The following is a 15,527-nucleotide window of genomic DNA, read 5'->3' on the forward strand; positions in this document are numbered from 1 at the left end:
CCACTGCCCTGGCAGCCCCTGACCCCGCCGACCCGGCGCCCGCTGACCCCGCCGGCCCGCTGGGCCGGTGGGACCCGCCGGGCCTGCTGGTTCGGGCGCTGGGGGAGTGCTGCTTCCTTCCGGTGGTTCTGTGATCAGCGGGTCCTTCCGCTGACCACGCGACGGGCGGTGAACCGGTCAGGTCGGCGGCTCCTGGGGGGTGCCGCCCGCGCGCCCCCGTGGGCGCGGGCGGAGCGTGGTGGCCGGCCCGTGCGCGCGGCCCCGCACACGGGCCGGCGTCCGGCCCCGGCGCCGCGGCGGAGAAGGGCCGCGGCGAACGGGAGTCGGGACCCCGGGCGGCGTGCCCCGGCGGCCGGCACCGCCGGGGCACGCCCGGGAGCGCCGCCGGTCTCGGTGGGACGGATGACGGCGGCAGGGGAGTGGCCCAAACGAAAGTGTTCTAGAGGTTAGAAAAGTCTGTCCAGTTGTTTAGGAGAACATCTTGAGATAAGTTCAGCGGGAAATGTCATCATTTCCCGTCAAGGTGACCGTTCGGCCATTTCGGCGGGGTCGCGGAGCAGGTAGTAATGTCCCTCACCGTGTCACCGACGCTTGACGCACTCCTGGACTGCCCGTCCGGGCTGCTCGATATGACGTTCGACCAAATGCGGACGCTGCTGGTCGTGCACGAGACGGGGTCCGCGCTCAGAGCCGCCCGCGTTCTGGGACGCGAGCAGTCCAGCGTCCAGAAGCAGCTCGACACGCTCAACCGGAACAGCCAGACACTGTGTGGTGAAGTGCTCACCGTCCGCCAGGGGCGCGGCAAGGACTTCCTCTTCACACCGACCGGTGAGACTACGGTCGAGCTGGCACGCCTGACGTTCGAGAAATGGCTGGAGTCCATTCACTGGAGCCGGCGCCGCCTCGGCCGGATGCTCACCGTCGGCACCACCGAGTTCACGCTGCCGATCGTGTCGCGGGCGTGGAACCTGGTGTCGGAGGAGTTCCGGCAGCGCGAGGTCGAATTCAAGGTCGCCCACGTCCGGACGAAGGAGCTGTGGTCGCGGCTGGAGACCCGGCAGGTCGACCTGATCTGCGGCAGCATCGTCAGCACCCCCGAGGGCGACCTGCGCCTGAAGGAGTACGAGGTCATCGAGTACGCCCGGGGCCAGGCGCTGCTGCTGACCAACCTGCCGGAATCCGAGCTGCCGGACACGCCGGTCGAGACCAGCCGGCTCGCCGGCATCCCCCTGGTGGTGCCGCCCGCCGGGCTCGTCGCCGATCTGCTCGCCACCTGGTACGGGGCGGGCTTCCGCGAACGCCTCACGGTGGTCGCCGACATCGACGACGTGCACTACGGGCTGTCGCTGCTGCGCTCCGGGTTCGTCCGCGGCTGCATGATCGTCACCGGCTCGATCGGCCGCGGGATGGCCGCCCAGGACGATCCGGACGCCGTCCCGCTGCGCACGATCGCGCTCCACGACGACCTGGAGCCCAAGGCGGAGCTGATGACCGGCGCCTTCGTCCGCCGCGCCGACCTCGAACGCTACGACGCGGGCCACCCCCTCAACCGCCTGTGGGCCGCGGTGAAGGAGGACGTCCGCACCTACACCCCGCTCGCGTGAGCCTCCGTGGGTCCACGGCCGGGACCTGCGGATTTATCGCCCATAGCCCTCCTTAGCTGCATTAACAGTGTGGAACGTTCGATTCTGCGCATACAGTCGCTTGGGTGAAGGACTCATCCGCCTCCCTGGCGGGCGTCACCCGTAAGCTCGCGAACATCCGGGCGATCGTCGATGACTCGTTCGCTCACATGGATGTCGACGAGTTCCTGGACGCCCTGCTCGCACGCGTCCGCCAGGTCATGGAGGTGGACACGGCCGTCGTGCTGCTCCTCGACCGCCAGGCGCGGTACCTCGTGGCGACCGCGGCCGACGGCCTGGAAGAGGAGATCAGCCAGGCCGTCCGCGTCCCGCTGGGGGAGGGCTTCGCCGGGCGCGTCGCCCAGGAGCGGCGGCCGGTCTTCATCACCGATGTGTCCGCCGCCGACGTGTACAACCCGCTGCTGGTCCAGCGGGGCCTTCGCACCCTGCTCGGCGTTCCGCTGATCTGCGGCGGAGCGCTGGTGGGCGTCATGCACGTCGGGGCGCTCACCGAGCGCCGGTTCACCCCGGACGAGGTCGAGTTCCTGAAGCTCGCGGCGGCGCGCGCCGCGATGGCGGTGCAGTCGCTGCTCAGCCGCGCCGAACGCGCCGGCGCCCGGGAACTGCAGCGCAGCCTGGTGCCGCCCGCGCTTCCGGACATCCCCGGTGTCGAGATGTCCGCCCGCTACCGTCCCGGCAAGGAGGACGTCGGCGGGGACTGGTACGACGTGTTCCCCCTCCCGTCGGGCGAGACCGGCATCGTCATGGGCGATGTGGTGGGCCACGGCCTGTCGGCCGCCGTCGTCATGGGCCGGATACGCAGCGCGCTGCGGGCCTACGCGATGGAGAGCAGCGATCCGGCGGAGGTGCTGCGGCGTCTCGACCGCAAGATCCAGCATTTCGAGCCCGACGCGACGGCGACCGTGCTGTACGCCGTGTGCGACGCCGTCCCGGACCGGGTCAGGATCTCCTCGGCGGGACACCTGCCGCCGATCCTCGCCCTCCCGGGGCAGCCGGTGTGCACGGCGGACATGAAGCCCGACGTCCTGATCGGCTTCGATGCCGACGCCGACCGCCGGACCACCACCGTCGAGTTCCCGCCCGGCGCCCTGCTGTGCTTCTACACCGACGGGCTCGTGGAGCGGCGGGACGACGATCTCGACGACGGGATCACCCGGCTGTGCGACGCGGTGTATCCGGGGCCGCCGGAGGCGGTCGGTGCCGCGGTCATGAACGCGCTCATCGGCAAGCACCCGAGCGGCGACGACATCGCGATGCTCCTGATGCGCCGGTCGCTCTCCTGAGGAGCCGAAAAGCGGTTACTTGATCTGGTTGTCGACCACGTCGAGGGTGGGGCGGGCGCCCAGGTGCTGCATGGCGCGGGCGGCCAGGCGGCATCCGGCGGTCAGGGCGTCGGCGGGCTGCTTGCCGTCCAGCCACGGCGGGATGAAGCCCGCGACGAACGCGTCGCCCGCGCCGGTGCCGTCCGCGATCTTCTCGACGGGCTCGGCGGCGACGGTGACCGCCTCGGGCCGGCCGTTGGTGTACCAGAGCGCGCCGTCCGCGCCGTTCTTGATCACGACCTGGGGGTACCAGGCGGTGAGGACCTTGGCGGCCTGCTCGGGCGTGTCGCGGCCGGTGAGGATCTCGGCCTCCTTGGCGTTGACGACCAGGAGGCGGGCGCCCTGCGTCCACTCCAGGAAGGGCTCGGCGCCCATCCGCTTGAGCGGGGAGGAAGACCCGCCGTCCACCGACACCGACATCTGCGCCTTGCGGGCCAGGTCGAGGGTGTGGATGGCGGCCTTGCGGGAGCCCTCGTTGATCAGCGAGTAGCCGGAGAGGTGCAGGTGGGTGCCCTGGGTGAACAGGTCCTTGCAGCGCTCGATGTCATCGGGGAGGAGCGCGGCGTTGGCGCCGGGGTCGGACAGCAGCGTCCGGTCGCCCTTGTGGGTGACCATCACCACACAGGTTCCGGTGGGACGCTCCCCGTCCATGACGAGGCGGGCGTCGACGCCGTACCCCATCAGCTCCATGTCCCGGTTCCGGCCCGCGATGTCGGAGCCGCGGCGGCCGACGAAGGCGACGTCGATCCCCTCCACGGCGAGCCAGGCGGCCACGTTGGCGCCCGAGCCGCCACCGTGAATCGTCACGGCGGCCGGCGTGTCGCTCCCCTTGGCCAGGGGAAACGCGGCACGTGCCACGGTGTCTGTCATGAGATCGCCGACCACGACCACGCGCGTCATGGAGTCATCACCTCGATCAACACGGCCCGCGCGAGCGGCAATTCTGGGCGTGTGCTCGACCGTAACAGCTCTTGCGCCCCGATTAGGTCTCGAACGCGCAGCGAAACCGAGGAAGGCTGTTTTTTCGTGCCGGGGAGGCCCGGCGCGCGTGGCCTACCCTCGGGTACGTGACCGAGCGTTACCCGGATCAGTGGGAGGCCGACGTCGTCCTCAGCGACGGCGGGACGGCGCATCTGCGCCCCATCCGGACCGGCGACGCGGGGCTTCTGCGCGATTTCCACGCGCGGTTGTCTCCGGAGTCGATCTACTACCGGTTCTTTTCGCCACGCCCGCGCCTGTCGGATCGTGATGTCGAACACTTCACGAGCGTGGACCACGACCGGCGGGTCGCGCTGATCGCCACGATCGGCGAGGAGATGGTGGCGGTCGTCCGCTACGACCGGCTCGGCGACCGGCCCGAGGGCGACCGGCCCGGCGGAGACGGGACCGAGGGCGAGCGGCCGGCGACGGCGGAGGTCGCGTTCCTGGTGGAGGACGCGCACCAGGGCCGCGGGCTCGGGCCGGTGCTGCTGGAGCACATCGCGGCGGCGGCGCGGGAGCGGGGTGTGCGCCGGTTCGTGGCGAGCGTCCTGCCCGACAACCGCAGGATGACGCGGGTGTTCCGGGAGGCGGGATACCGGGCGGAGCAGCGGTTCGAGGAGGGCGTGATCGAACTCGTCCTGGACCTGGAGCCGACGGAGACGTCCGTGGAGGTCATGACGGCGCGCGAGCACCGGGCGGAGTCGCGGTCGATCCAGCGGCTGCTGTTCCCTGGGTCGGTGGCGGTGATCGGGGCGAGCCGGGCGGAGCACAGCGTCGGGCAGACCGTGCTGCGGAACCTGCTGGCGGGGGACTTCACCGGGCCCGTGTATCCGGTGCATCCGACGGCGGTGGCGGTGGCTGGCGTCCGCGCGTATCCCTCGGTCCTGGAGATCCCGGACGACGTCGATCTCGCGGTCGTGGCCGTGCGGGCGGACGCCGTCCACGAGGTGGTGCAGGAGTGCGCGAGCAAGGGCGTGCGCGGGCTGATCGTCGTGTCGTCCGGGTTCGGGGAGATCGGGGACGACGGGCGCGGCCGGCAGGAGGAACTGGTCCGGCTCGCGCGCGCCTACGGGATGCGCGTCGTCGGGCCTAACTGTCTGGGCATCGCGAACACGGACGAGGGTGTGCGGCTGAACGCGACGCTGGCGCCGACGATGCCGGGACGCGGGCCGGTGGGCTTCTTCTCGCAGTCGGGCGCGCTCGGGATCGCGATCCTGCAGCGGACGGCCGAGCGCGGCCTCGGACTGTCAACGTTCGTCTCGGCGGGGAACCGGGCGGACGTGTCCGGCAACGACCTGATGCAGTACTGGGAGGAGGACCCGGCGACGAAGGCCGTCCTGCTGTATCTGGAATCGCTGGGCAACCCCCGCAAGTTCGCGCGGCTCGCGCGGAGGCTGGGCCGCCGCAAGCCGATCGTGGCGGTGAAGAGCGGGCGCAGCACGCAGGGCGTCCCGATCGGGCACGCGGCGCGCGCGCTGACGCTGCCCGACCACGCGGTCAGCGCGCTGTTCGAGCAGGCCGGCGTGATCCGGGTGGAGGACCTGTCGGAGCTGTTCGACGTGGCGCAGGTCCTGGCCTACCAGCCGCTCCCGGCGGGCGACCGCATCGCGATCATCGACAACTCGAACTCGCTCGGGCTGCTGGCGCAGGACGAGGCCGTCGCGCTCGGCCTGGACGTCCGGCCCCGCATCGACCTCGGCCCCCGCGCGGGCGCCGACGACTACGAGGCGGCGCTCGCCGGGGCGCTGGCGGACGAGACGGTCGACGCCGTGGTGGCGCTGTTCACGCCCCCGACGATCGGCGGCTACGACGTGCGCGTCCCCGAGAAGATCATGCGGCTGGCGGCCCGCGGCGAGAAGCCGATCGTGGCGACGTACCTGGGCAAGGAGGGCATGCCCGCCGACCTGCGGGTGACCGGGCCGGACGGGATGCCCGCCGAGGGGTCGGTGCCGTCCTACCCGTCGCCGGAGGACGCCGTCCGGGCGCTGGCGTACGTGATCCGGTACGCGCGGTGGCGGCAGCGTCCGGCGGGCCGGATACCGGAGCTCGACGGGGTGGACCGTGACCGCGCCCGCGCACTGGTCGCCGACTGGCTGACCGCCGCAGACGCCTCGCGCGAGGGCGGCGCGGCGGGCGGCGACGCGGCGGACGCGTCCGATCAGGCGGTGGAGGTCCCGTCCGGGCGGGCGGCCGAGCTTCTGGCCTGCTACGGGATCGAGGTCGCCGGGGGAGAGGACGGCGGCGGGGTGCCGGTCCGCATCGTGATCAGGGAGGACCACTCGTTCGGCGCGGTGGTCTCGTTCGGCATCGCCGACGAGACCGCCGCCCTGCTCGACGACCGCGCCTACCGGCTCTCGCCCCTCGCCGACGTCGACGCGGCGGAGATGATCCGCGCCATCCGCACCGCGCCGCTGCTGCTCGGCCATCGCGGCGCGGAACCCGTGAACCTGGCCGCCCTGGAGGAGCTGCTGCTGCGCGCGTCCCGCCTCGGCTACGACCTTCCGGAGGTGGCGCGGCTGGAGCTGAGCCCGGTCATGGCGGACGCGTCGGGCGTCACGGTCCGGCAGGTGACGCTGAGCCTGGCGCGTCCGCTGGGACCGCGACCCGAGCTGGGGCCCCGCCGGCTGTCCTGACGCGTCCGTCCAGGCCCCTCAGCGCGGTGGCGCGGGCGGTCCAGGTGGTCCGGGCGGGCCCGGTTCCGGGGTCGGCGGGATGGGGTCCGGCTCGGGGCCCGGCGGGACCGGGTCGGGATCGGGCGCCGGCGGCGACGGCTCCGGCGCGGGGCCGGGCGGTGCCGGCTCCGGCGGCGGGCCCGGAGGGACGGGATCGGGCGCAGGTCCCGGCGGGACCGGACCGGGAGGTTGCGGGGCGGGCCCCGGCGGACCGGGCGGCGGCTCGGTGGGCGGGACCAGCGGCTCCGGTGCCGGCGCCGGGTCCGGGGTGGGCGGCGGCACCGGCGGCGGCTTGGGAAGCGGCTTCTCGTCCATGCCGACCCCGTACCCAGCGATCGCGCCGCTGACCGCGCCACCGAGCGCCGAGCGGAGCTCGTCCATTGAATGGTGGTGGGTGGGGGCTGGAGGACGGGCGCCGAGCGGGCCTGGAGGACGGCGTCATGTGCACGTCCGCCCTCGGACAAGGCAGGATGGGGCCATGAGGGAAACCCGAGCGACCGCCGGCGGTCTGCGCACGGCGATCGAGCGCAGCGGTTACTACCCGGACCTGGTCGCGGACGCGGTCGAGTCGGCCATCGGGGACGAGCCCGTCGTCGCCTACGTCGTCCACCACGAGGCGACGTTCGACCCCGCGATGGAGGTCAGGCGGCACGTGACGGTGCTGGTCCTGTCGGCCGGCCGGCTGCTGGTGTGCCACACCGACGAGCACCCGCCCGGAGAGGGCATGGCGCAGCCGCACGCGTCCACCACGACGGAGGCCGTCAAGCTGGAGCGCGTCCAGTCGGTCGCGGTGACGCGGGTCGTCCCGGATCCGGCGTCCTACGTGCCGGGGGTGCCGCCGACGGAGGTCGTGCTGACCATCGGCTGGGGCGCCATCGCCCACATCGACCTCGAGCCCGCGACGTGCGGGGACGAGAACTGCGAGGCCGACCACGGGTACACGGGCAGCGTCACCTCCGACGACCTGTCCCTGCGGGTCAGCGAGGCCGCGGACGGCGCGGACGCGGTCGGCCATGTGCTGGCGTTCGCCGAGGCGCTGTCCGCCGCGACCGCCCGGTGACCGCCCCCGGCGCCGAGCCGTCCGTTCCGGAGCCGCCCATCCCCCGGTACGGGTCGGGCGCGCTCGCCGATCTTCCGCCTTCGGTGCTGGCGTCGCTGGGCGTCCCGGACGCGGTGAACGTTCTGGGCCTGCCGCCGTCGCCGCGCGTCTGCGTCCTGCTGATCGACGGGCTCGGCTGGCAACTGCTCAAGGCGCATCCGGACGAGGCCCCGTTCCTGAACGCGATGGACGGCGGCCCGATCACGTCCGGGTTCCCGGCGACGACGGTCAGCAGCCTCGGCTCGCTCGGCACCGGCGCCCCGCCCGGCGCGCACGGGCTGCTCGGCGTGCAGGTGGCGATCCCCGGCACGGGCAGGCTGCTGAACTGCCTGCGCTGGCAGGACGACTCCGTCGTCCCGGAGGAGTTCCAACCCGTGCCGACCGTGTACGAGCGGGCCGCGGCGGCCGGGGTCGAGGTCGGCTACGTCGCGCTCCGCCAGTACCGCGGCACTCCGCTCAGCCGCGCCACCGCACGCGGCGCCCGCTACCACGCCGCCGACGGGCTCGGGCAGCTCGTCGGGCGCACCGAACTGGCCCTGCGCCAGGGCGACCGCTCGTTCGTCACCGTGTACCACGCCGACCTGGACTCGACCGGCCACCGCTACGGGACGGCCTCCGCCGACTGGCGGCACCAGCTCCGCTTCATGGACATGCTCGCCCAGCAGATCGCGGCCGTCCTGCCGCCCGGCGCGGCCCTCTACGTGACCGCCGACCACGGCATGGTCGACCCCACGGAGCGTGTGGACGCCGACACCGTCCCCGAGTTGCGGGACGGCGTCGCCCTCCTCGGCGGCGACGCCCGCGCCCGGTACGTCTACAGCGAGCCCGGCGCGCACGACGACGTCCTCGCCGCCTGGACGGCCCTGCTCGGCGACCGGGCGTGGGTCGTCCCGCGCGACGAGGCCGTCGCGAACGGCTGGTTCGGCCCGCTCGGCCCCGGGATGCCGGACCGGGTCGGGGACGTGATCGCCGTCCCGCACGCCGACCTCGCGATCGTCGCGTCCGAGCGGGAGCCGTGGCTGAACCGGATGGTCGGCATGCACGGCTCCCTCGTCCCGGCGGAGCAGCTCGTCCCGTTGCTGAGCACGTCCCGTCACTGATCATGTCCGGTCACCGGCCACGTCCGGGCGCTGACCGCGTCCGGCCGCCCAACCCGCGGGAAGGTGAGATGAACAAGGAAACGCCCCTCCCTAATCGGAGCGACGGCGGTCAAACTGGCGGTGTGCACCCTCTCATCGAAGTGCCCGCGCTGGACCGGCTGCTCCGGCGGCAGACACCCGTGGTCCTGCTGGACGTCCGATGGCATCTGGCGGGCCCCCCGGGGATCGAGTCCTACCGCAGGGGGCACCTGCCCGGCGCCGTGTTCGTCGACCTCGATCAGGACGTGGCCGGGCCGCCCGGCCCCGGCGGCCGCCATCCCCTTCCCGAGCCCGTCGCCTTCGAGTCGGCCATGCGCCGCGCCGGGGTCTCGCAGGGCGGCCTCGTCGTGGTCTACGACGACGCCGATTCCACGTCCGCGGCCCGCGTGTGGTGGTCGCTGCGGTACTTCGGGCACGACCGGGTCCGCGTCCTGGACGGCGGGTACCGGGCGTGGACGGAGGCGGGCCTTCCGGTGAGCACCGACGACCCCGAGGTCAAGCCGGGCGACTTCATCGCGAACCCGGGCCGCCTGCCCGTGCTGGACGCCGAGGGCGCCGCCGAGCTGGCCACGGCGGGTGTCCTCCTCGACGCCCGCGCCGCCGAGCGGTACCGCGGCGAGCAGGAGCCCGTCGACCCCGTCGCCGGGCACATCCCCGGCGCCCGCAACGCGCCGACGTCCGGGAACGTCGGCGTGGACGGCCGGTTCCTGCCGCCCGAGCTGCTCCGCGAGCGCTTCGCCCAGCTCGGCGCGACCGACGCGCTCGACGTCGGCGCGTACTGCGGCTCCGGTGTGACGGCCGCGCACGAGATCCTCGCCCTCAACCTCGCCGGCATCCCCGCCGCCCTCTACGTGGGCTCTTGGTCCAACTGGGTGACGGACCCGTCCAACCCCATCGCCACCGGCGACCACTGACAGCCCCGCTAACGCACGCCACCCTGTCACCCATGCGGGTCAGCCTGCGCCCATGCACAGAAGGCCCGCCGCGCCCAGCGGGCGGGGCACGGTGGCCAAGGCGCGTGACGGGCGCTGGCCTGAGGTCAGGCGGGCGTGGAACGCGGCCATGAAGTCCGGGGTGGCCGCGTCCCGGACGGGTGCGACGCTGGCGATCACCGTGCCGGCGCCGAGGGCGAGGAGGACGCCCGCCATGCCGAGGACGGCGTCGCCCTCGTCGGCGCGGCCGATGTCGCACGCGGACAGGACGATCACGCGCGGCGGGACGGTCAGCTCGTCCAGGTCGTGGACCAGCAGCGGCCCGTCGGCGAGGCGCAGGCGCGAGAACAGGGCGTTGCCCTGCCGGAACTCGCCGTGCGCCGCGATGTGGGCGACGGACGCGCCGTCCAGGGCGTCGCGGACGGTTTCCGCGCGCGCGTTCTCGCCGTCCAGGACGATGGCGTCCGGGTAGAGGGGTCGCAGGGCGTCGATCTCGCGTCCGGCATGGCGGAGATCGGGCCCCGCGACGAGGACCGTATGCCCGTCCACAGGACCGGCGTCGTGGGCGCGCAGCCAGGCGCTGGCGGACGGCACGATCGTGAACGGCCGCCCGGCCAGCGACGGAAGCACCGCCCAGGGCAGGCCGTGCAGCGCGCCGGTCGGGGCGATGACGAGATCGCGCCCGTCGAGGTCGGCGCGCAGCGGGGCGAGCAGGTGGCCGTCGAGGCGCCCGGCCGCGCCGGCGAGGGCGTCGAGCGCCTGCGGGTCGCGGTCGTTCCCGGCGAGGCGGCGGACGGCGTAGCGGAGCAGGCCCGCCTGCTGCACGACCGCGTCGCGCGTCCCCAGGTGGTGGCGCTGGAGCAGGCCGTCGATGATCGTGACGGCGTGCAGGTCCGGGCCGATCGCGAGCATCTCGACCAGGGCGCGATCACCGAGCGCGGCGGCGATCTCGGCGATGCCCGCGGAGCGGGGCGGGGCGGCGCCGCTCGGGCGGTGGCGCGTCCGCGCCCGCACCTTCGCCTCCAGGTCCGCCATCTCCCGCGACAGCACCGGCGGCGCGGTGCCCGCCCGCGCCGTGTCGGCCGTGCGCTCGACGCTGAGGGCGCGCAGCGCCGCCAGGGCCGCCGCCCGCTCCGGATCCTTCGGCGGACGGACGCGCGCCGGACGCGCGATCGCCCGCCGCCGTTCCTCGATCGCGAGGAGTTCCCGTGCCGAACCGGCCAGGTCGAGACCGAGCTCGGCGAGTTCGGTGGCGAGCCCCGACGCGCGGGCCCGCAGATCCAGCGCGCCGAGCGCCTCCGCGTGGTCTTCGGTCACCTGGAGGCCGAGGCGTACCGCGGCCACCGCGCCCTTGCGGTCGGCCCGGGCGGAACGTTCGAGGGCGGCGGCGTGCCAGGCGGCGATCTGCGCGGACGCGGGGCCGCTCGCCCGTCCGACGGACGAGAGCAGGTGCCCGGCCGGTCTGCCCAGGGACAGCGCCACGCGCGCGGCGACGATCCGGGCCTCGTCGGCGGCGTCGGCCCAGCCGCCGCTCTCCAGCCGTTCGGCCGTGGCCATGGCCGAACGCAGCAGGACGGCAGACCGTTCACCGGACGCCCACCGCGCCCTGAGCAGGACGCGCCTCACCAGGCAAACCCGCCATGATCAGCGTCTCCGCCTGATCGAACCGGCATTGCGCCAAGCGTTCCCCGGACAGATCGGGCTCGGCCTCTGCATAGAGCCGAAGCGCGCGCGGGACATCCCCATGCCGGGCCACGGCGAAGCCGAGATTGCTCTTGGCCATCGCAGTCTGATGACGCAGCCCAGCCGCTTCACCTACCGCAACCGCTTCCACCAGCGCGGACTCCGCCCCAGCGAAGTCACCACGAAAGGCCCGCGCCAGCCCCAGGTTCGTGAGGAGGCCGTTCAGAGCGGCCGGATCGTGCCCATCCCTTAGACGGGGCAAGGCGTGCGCGGCCACATCGTGTGCTTCGTCAAGGCGTCCGGCCCTTGCCAGGGCGCACGCCTTGTTCGCGGCCAGGCGGTCTGCGTCCGGGCCCTCCAGGACGCTTTCGGCCTCCTCCGCGTGGGCCAGCGCCCCAGCGATGTCACCGCGAGCCGTAAGCAGCCCGACGAGATTCATCCGCACCTGCGCAGCCGTATAGACGTCGTCGGCCAGTTCCAAGGCTTCATGAAGGAGAGCGAGCCCTTCGTCCAGCCGTCCCAGCTCCTTGGCGGCGAGCCCGGCCACCCGCAACCCGGCCACCCGAAGCGCGGGCGCTCCGCCGCCGTCGTTCAGCAGCGTGAGCGCCCGCGTGTACGCGGCGGCCGGGTCGGTGGCGGTCAGCCGGAGGAGCGCGCGCTCGTCCTGCCCGGTCACAGGCGGATCCAGCTCGTGACGATCGATGTGCCGTCGTCCAGCCGGAAGACCAGGCTCACCAGGCCCGCCGGCACGCGCGGCACGCAGAACAGCCCGGCGGGTTCGGCGCGCGTCGTGATCGCGTCCGGTGGCAGGTCCCGGTGCCGGACCTGGACGAGCGCGGGCGCGGACGGCACGAGCCGCCCGGTGAGCTCGCGGTCCCGGCCGTGCTCCGCCACCTCGATCTCCACCTCGGTGCCGGGGCAGGCGAACGTCAGCACGCGGCCCGCCGCGCCGCGGAGCCCGGCCGCCGGTTGCCCGCCCCGGTCGCGCGCCAGCTCCGCCAGCGTCGCTCCCTCCGCCCGCCACGCGATCGACGCGCGCGCCGCCGCCAGCACGCCGTCCGGCACCGGGTCCAGCACGTTGAACGCGTCGCGGATGCCCGCCAGCAGTTCGTCGTCGTTCACGGCACGAGCCTCCGCAGCGCGTCCAGGCAGCGCGCCCGGGTCGGGCCGACGCTGCCGACGGGGATGCCGAGCGCGGCGGCGAGCTCGGCCTGGCTCGGCGCGAGCGCGAACAGCCGCAGCAGCGTCCGGCAGCGCCGCGGCAGCGCGTCGAGCGCCGCGCCGACCTGCCCGACCTGCTCCCGGTCGAGCACGACCCGGTCAGGGCCCGGCTCCGGCGCGCTCGGCTCCGGCGCGCGCGGCGCGGGCACGAGCGGAAGGTCGCGGGCGCGCCGGCGGACCAGCCGCAGGCTCTCGTTCCGCGCGGTCGTCGCCAGCCAGCATGGCGTCGCGCCCGGGTCGCGCAGCGTGTCGATGCGCTCCACCAGCCGCAGCCACGTGGTCTGCACCACGTCGCCGGCATCGGCGTCGTTCAACCCGTGCGAGCGGGCGATCGACCACAGCAGCCCGCTGTGCCGATCCACCAGCCGAGCCCATGCGTCGCCGTCGCCGCCGCGCGCCCGGACCACCAGCTCGTCCGTACTGTCGTCCCAATGGGCCACCGAAGTCTCCTCCCGAGGCCCCCCGCTAAGTACTCACCCTATGGCATCGATGAGTCACTCCGCGTGGACGATCGCCGCTTCGCGGCCGAGCCGTTCTCCAGAACCGACCACGACCCCGAGATCCGGCAGGACGGGGTGCACCGCCGGATCGAGCACGCGGTCGGCCGCGGTGACCGCGTCGACGCCCTCCGCCGCCGCGAGACCGGCGATCCGCCCCGCCACCGCGGGCGTCGCGAACGACGTTCCGCTCCAGGTCGCGTAGCCGTCGAACAGGTCGGGGTCGATGCCGCGCACGGGCGGGCGCGGCCCGTCGAACCGCACGAACGTGCTGGTCACGTCCACGCCCTGGGCGCACGCGTCCACCCACCAGCCGTGGTTGGAGAACGCGGCCCGGACGTCGCCGTCCAGCGCCGCGACGCCGACGACGGGCTTCATCGCCGCCGGCCAGAACGGGCGGTCGGTCGCGGTGTTCCCCGCGCACGCCACCACGACCGTCCGGCGGCCGAGGGCCGCGACCGCCCGCGCCAGCACGGGGGACGGGCGGTCGTCGTAGGTGTGGCAGCCGAGCGAGATGTTCACCACGTCGGCGCGCCGGTGCTCGGCGAGCCATTCCAGCGCGCGGATGACGTCCAGCTCGTCGCCGACGCCGTCGCCGCCGATGACGCGGCGCGCCAGGAGCCGCGCGGACGGCGCGTGCCGCAGCACCACGCCCCCGATGAACGTGCCGTGCCCCGCCTGCGCGTCCAGCTCGTAGTCGAGGTCGGCGTCGAGGATCTCCTCCACCTCGGCGCGCTGCTCCCGGTACCACTCCGCGTCGGCGTACCACGGATGCGGCGACAGGCCGGTGTCGAGGATCGCGACCGTCACGTCCCTTTGCGACCGGGCGGACTCGGGTGCGGGCACGGGCGCGGCCGGACGGGGCAGGTCCGCGGGTCCGCTCCACCACATCGGCTGCCCGTGGACGAGATGGTTCGGCGACACGCTCAACCGGTGGCGCCGCCCGTCCGCTACCGGGGCGCCGGCGCCGAGCCCGGCCGTGAGTTCGCACACGTCGACCTTCGCCGCCGCGCGCAGCCGCAGCCGCGTGACCCCGCGCTCGTCGTCCCGCGAGTCGTACCAGCGACGCACGAGGCTCTCGGCCGCGGCGGCGTCCTGACCGGATACCAGGATTTCGTCCCGGCGGATCAGCGCCGGACGTCCCGGCACCGGCTCCACCACGATCGCGTCGCGGTGCCGCGCGAGCACCCGGTCCAGTCGCGCCTGTTGATCGAACATCCGTCCTCGCTCTCGCATCGGCCCGGCCCCTGCACTCATCGTGCCCGCGAGGCGACGGTTCGTGACCGATAACGGACAGCGGAACACGGCCGGAGCCGGACGCGATCGTCTTGAACTTTCGCCGCGCGGCGGCGCCGCAGGCCCTAACCTGGTCCGTCAGCGCCCGTGAACGATGTGCATCCTGTGGTCAAGCGTTCGATAATCCGTGCTCTCACGGTGGTGCGACTCGTGCCGATGATGCACAATGAGGGACGCGGACGCCGACTTGGGACGTACGAGGCCGTAGGGGAAGACGAGCCTCGGTACAGATCCAGGAGGTCCGGTGACCGCACGTGGCGTTTTTTACGTCCACTCCGCGCCGCCTGCGCTGAGCCCGCACATCGAGTGGGCCGCCGCAGGTGTTCTCGGTGTGCCCGTTTCCCTTGAGTGGACAGATCAGGCGGCCGCACCGGGAACGTTGCGCGCCGAACTTCATTGGGAGGGGAGGCCGGGTACCGCCGCCGGCATCACCTCCGCGCTGCGCACGTGGAAGCTGGTCCGGTTCGAGGCCACTGAGGATCCCACCCCGGGCACCGACGGTGTCCGGTTCAGCTTCACCCCGTCCCTCGGGGTGTTCACCGGCGTGATCGGGGCCAACGGCGACATCATGGTCCCCGAGGACCGGCTCCGCTCCGTCATGGCGAACGCCGCGGTCGGCAAGACCACCCTGGAGATCGAGCTGGACCGCCTGCTCGGCACCCCGTGGGACAACGAGCTGGAGCCCTTCCGCCGGGCCGGCGACGGCGCCCCCGTCCGCTGGCTGCACGCGGCCGTGTGACCCTCTAGGTGATCCGCGCGGCCGCCTGACGCCGTCCCGCTGGAGCGTTCTCGTCCCGCAACGTGCGCGCCCCCGGGAACGACGCGAGCGCGCCCACGGAACAGGCACCACAGCCCGCCACAGTCCGACGCCCGCCGCAGCCGCAAGGCCGTCGGCCGGAAGTCGACGGGCCGACGACCGGCAACTCGCCATCGCCGGCCCGCAGCCGCCCGCCGACCCATCGCCTACCCGCAGCCCGCCCCGCTGCGCATCGGCAGCGCGGCCGCCGCCGGCAGCCAGCCTGCCTGCCACCCGTTGGCAGCC

Annotated in this window: 14 protein-coding genes; 7 read left to right on the forward strand and 7 right to left on the reverse strand. The window is 73.7% G+C overall.

Annotated features, from left to right (window positions below; genetic code table 11):
• The first annotated feature begins 578 nt into the window (after positions 1-578).
• Positions 579-1,604, forward strand: coding sequence for a LysR family transcriptional regulator (locus E1264_RS28040; protein WP_207936327.1), 1,026 nt, complete (start codon positions 579-581; stop codon positions 1,602-1,604).
• A 104-nt stretch (positions 1,605-1,708) separates the two neighbouring features.
• Positions 1,709-2,926, forward strand: coding sequence for a GAF domain-containing SpoIIE family protein phosphatase (locus E1264_RS28045; RefSeq protein WP_207936329.1), 1,218 nt, complete (start codon positions 1,709-1,711; stop codon positions 2,924-2,926).
• A 15-nt stretch (positions 2,927-2,941) separates the two neighbouring features.
• Here the strand turns inward: E1264_RS28045 and E1264_RS28050 are convergent, their stop codons facing one another.
• On the reverse strand, positions 2,942-3,865 hold the full coding sequence (locus E1264_RS28050; RefSeq protein WP_132178444.1) for a sugar kinase: 924 nt from the start codon (positions 3,863-3,865) through the stop codon (positions 2,942-2,944).
• Between the two features lie 167 nt (positions 3,866-4,032).
• On the opposite strand from E1264_RS28050, the gene E1264_RS28055 reads away from it, so the two are divergent.
• A complete protein-coding gene (locus tag E1264_RS28055) occupies positions 4,033-6,579 on the forward strand; it encodes a GNAT family N-acetyltransferase (protein WP_132178445.1) in 2,547 nt (848 codons plus the stop codon).
• An 18-nt stretch (positions 6,580-6,597) separates the two neighbouring features.
• On the opposite strand, the gene E1264_RS44800 is transcribed toward E1264_RS28055, so the two are convergent.
• Complete coding sequence (locus E1264_RS44800; protein WP_207936331.1) at positions 6,598-6,999, reverse strand: hypothetical protein; 402 nt, start codon at positions 6,997-6,999, stop codon at positions 6,598-6,600.
• 97 nt (positions 7,000-7,096) lie between these two features.
• Between E1264_RS44800 and E1264_RS45480 the strand changes: the two genes are divergently transcribed.
• The 3 genes from E1264_RS45480 to E1264_RS28070 all read left to right on the forward strand — a co-directional run bounded on the left by E1264_RS45480 (position 7,097) and on the right by E1264_RS28070 (position 9,770).
• A complete protein-coding gene (locus tag E1264_RS45480; RefSeq protein ID WP_243711217.1) occupies positions 7,097-7,678 on the forward strand; it encodes a DUF5998 family protein in 582 nt (193 codons plus the stop codon).
• A complete protein-coding gene (locus E1264_RS45485; RefSeq protein ID WP_243711218.1) occupies positions 7,675-8,817 on the forward strand; it encodes a nucleotide pyrophosphatase/phosphodiesterase family protein in 1,143 nt (380 codons plus the stop codon). Before E1264_RS45480 ends, E1264_RS45485 begins: the two co-directional genes overlap by 4 nt.
• A 122-nt stretch (positions 8,818-8,939) precedes the next feature.
• A complete protein-coding gene (locus E1264_RS28070) occupies positions 8,940-9,770 on the forward strand; it encodes a sulfurtransferase (RefSeq protein WP_207936333.1) in 831 nt (276 codons plus the stop codon).
• Between the two features lie 39 nt (positions 9,771-9,809).
• Here E1264_RS28070 and E1264_RS28075 read toward each other — a convergent pair whose 3' ends face one another.
• Genes E1264_RS28075 through E1264_RS28090 form a run of 5 tightly spaced genes read right to left on the reverse strand, consistent with a single transcriptional unit; the run spans position 9,810 to position 14,407 of the window.
• Positions 9,810-11,414, reverse strand: coding sequence for a CHAT domain-containing protein (locus tag E1264_RS28075; protein ID WP_243711219.1), 1,605 nt, complete (start codon positions 11,412-11,414; stop codon positions 9,810-9,812).
• A complete protein-coding gene (locus E1264_RS45490; RefSeq protein ID WP_243711220.1) occupies positions 11,374-12,147 on the reverse strand; it encodes a hypothetical protein in 774 nt (257 codons plus the stop codon). The genes E1264_RS28075 and E1264_RS45490 overlap by 41 nt, the downstream gene beginning before the upstream one ends.
• Positions 12,144-12,593: a hypothetical protein gene (locus E1264_RS28080; RefSeq protein ID WP_132178448.1), complete on the reverse strand. Its 450-nt coding sequence runs from the start codon at positions 12,591-12,593 to the stop codon at positions 12,144-12,146. The genes E1264_RS45490 and E1264_RS28080 overlap by 4 nt, the downstream gene beginning before the upstream one ends.
• Entirely contained in the window at positions 12,590-13,132 is a 543-nt protein-coding gene (locus E1264_RS28085) for a sigma-70 family RNA polymerase sigma factor (RefSeq protein ID WP_132178449.1), read from the reverse strand. Before E1264_RS28085 ends, E1264_RS28080 begins: the two co-directional genes overlap by 4 nt.
• A gap of 54 nt (positions 13,133-13,186) precedes the next feature.
• Positions 13,187-14,407 (reverse strand): S8/S53 family peptidase, encoded by a 1,221-nt coding sequence (locus tag E1264_RS28090; RefSeq protein ID WP_132178450.1) that lies wholly within the window; start codon positions 14,405-14,407, stop codon positions 13,187-13,189.
• A 322-nt stretch (positions 14,408-14,729) separates the two neighbouring features.
• On the opposite strand from E1264_RS28090, the gene E1264_RS28095 reads away from it, so the two are divergent.
• On the forward strand, positions 14,730-15,224 hold the full coding sequence (locus E1264_RS28095; RefSeq protein ID WP_132178451.1) for a DUF3145 domain-containing protein: 495 nt from the start codon (positions 14,730-14,732) through the stop codon (positions 15,222-15,224).
• Positions 15,225-15,527: the final 303 nt, after the last annotated feature.

It is taken from the genome of Actinomadura sp. KC216 (genome assembly GCF_004348535.1).
Classification (GTDB): domain Bacteria; phylum Actinomycetota; class Actinomycetes; order Streptosporangiales; family Streptosporangiaceae; genus Spirillospora.

What these genes read in the sequence shown, in the direction of transcription:
- E1264_RS28050 (WP_132178444.1), bottom strand. Translation starts at nt 3,865, where the DNA reads ATGACGCGCGTGGTCGTGGTCGGCGATCTCATGACAGACACCGTGGCA.
- E1264_RS44800 (WP_207936331.1), bottom strand. Translation starts at nt 6,999, where the DNA reads ATGGACGAGCTCCGCTCGGCGCTCGGTGGCGCGGTCAGCGGCGCGATC.
- E1264_RS45480 (WP_243711217.1), top strand. Translation starts at nt 7,097, where the DNA reads ATGAGGGAAACCCGAGCGACCGCCGGCGGTCTGCGCACGGCGATCGAG.
- E1264_RS28090 (WP_132178450.1), bottom strand. Translation starts at nt 14,407, where the DNA reads ATGTTCGATCAACAGGCGCGACTGGACCGGGTGCTCGCGCGGCACCGC.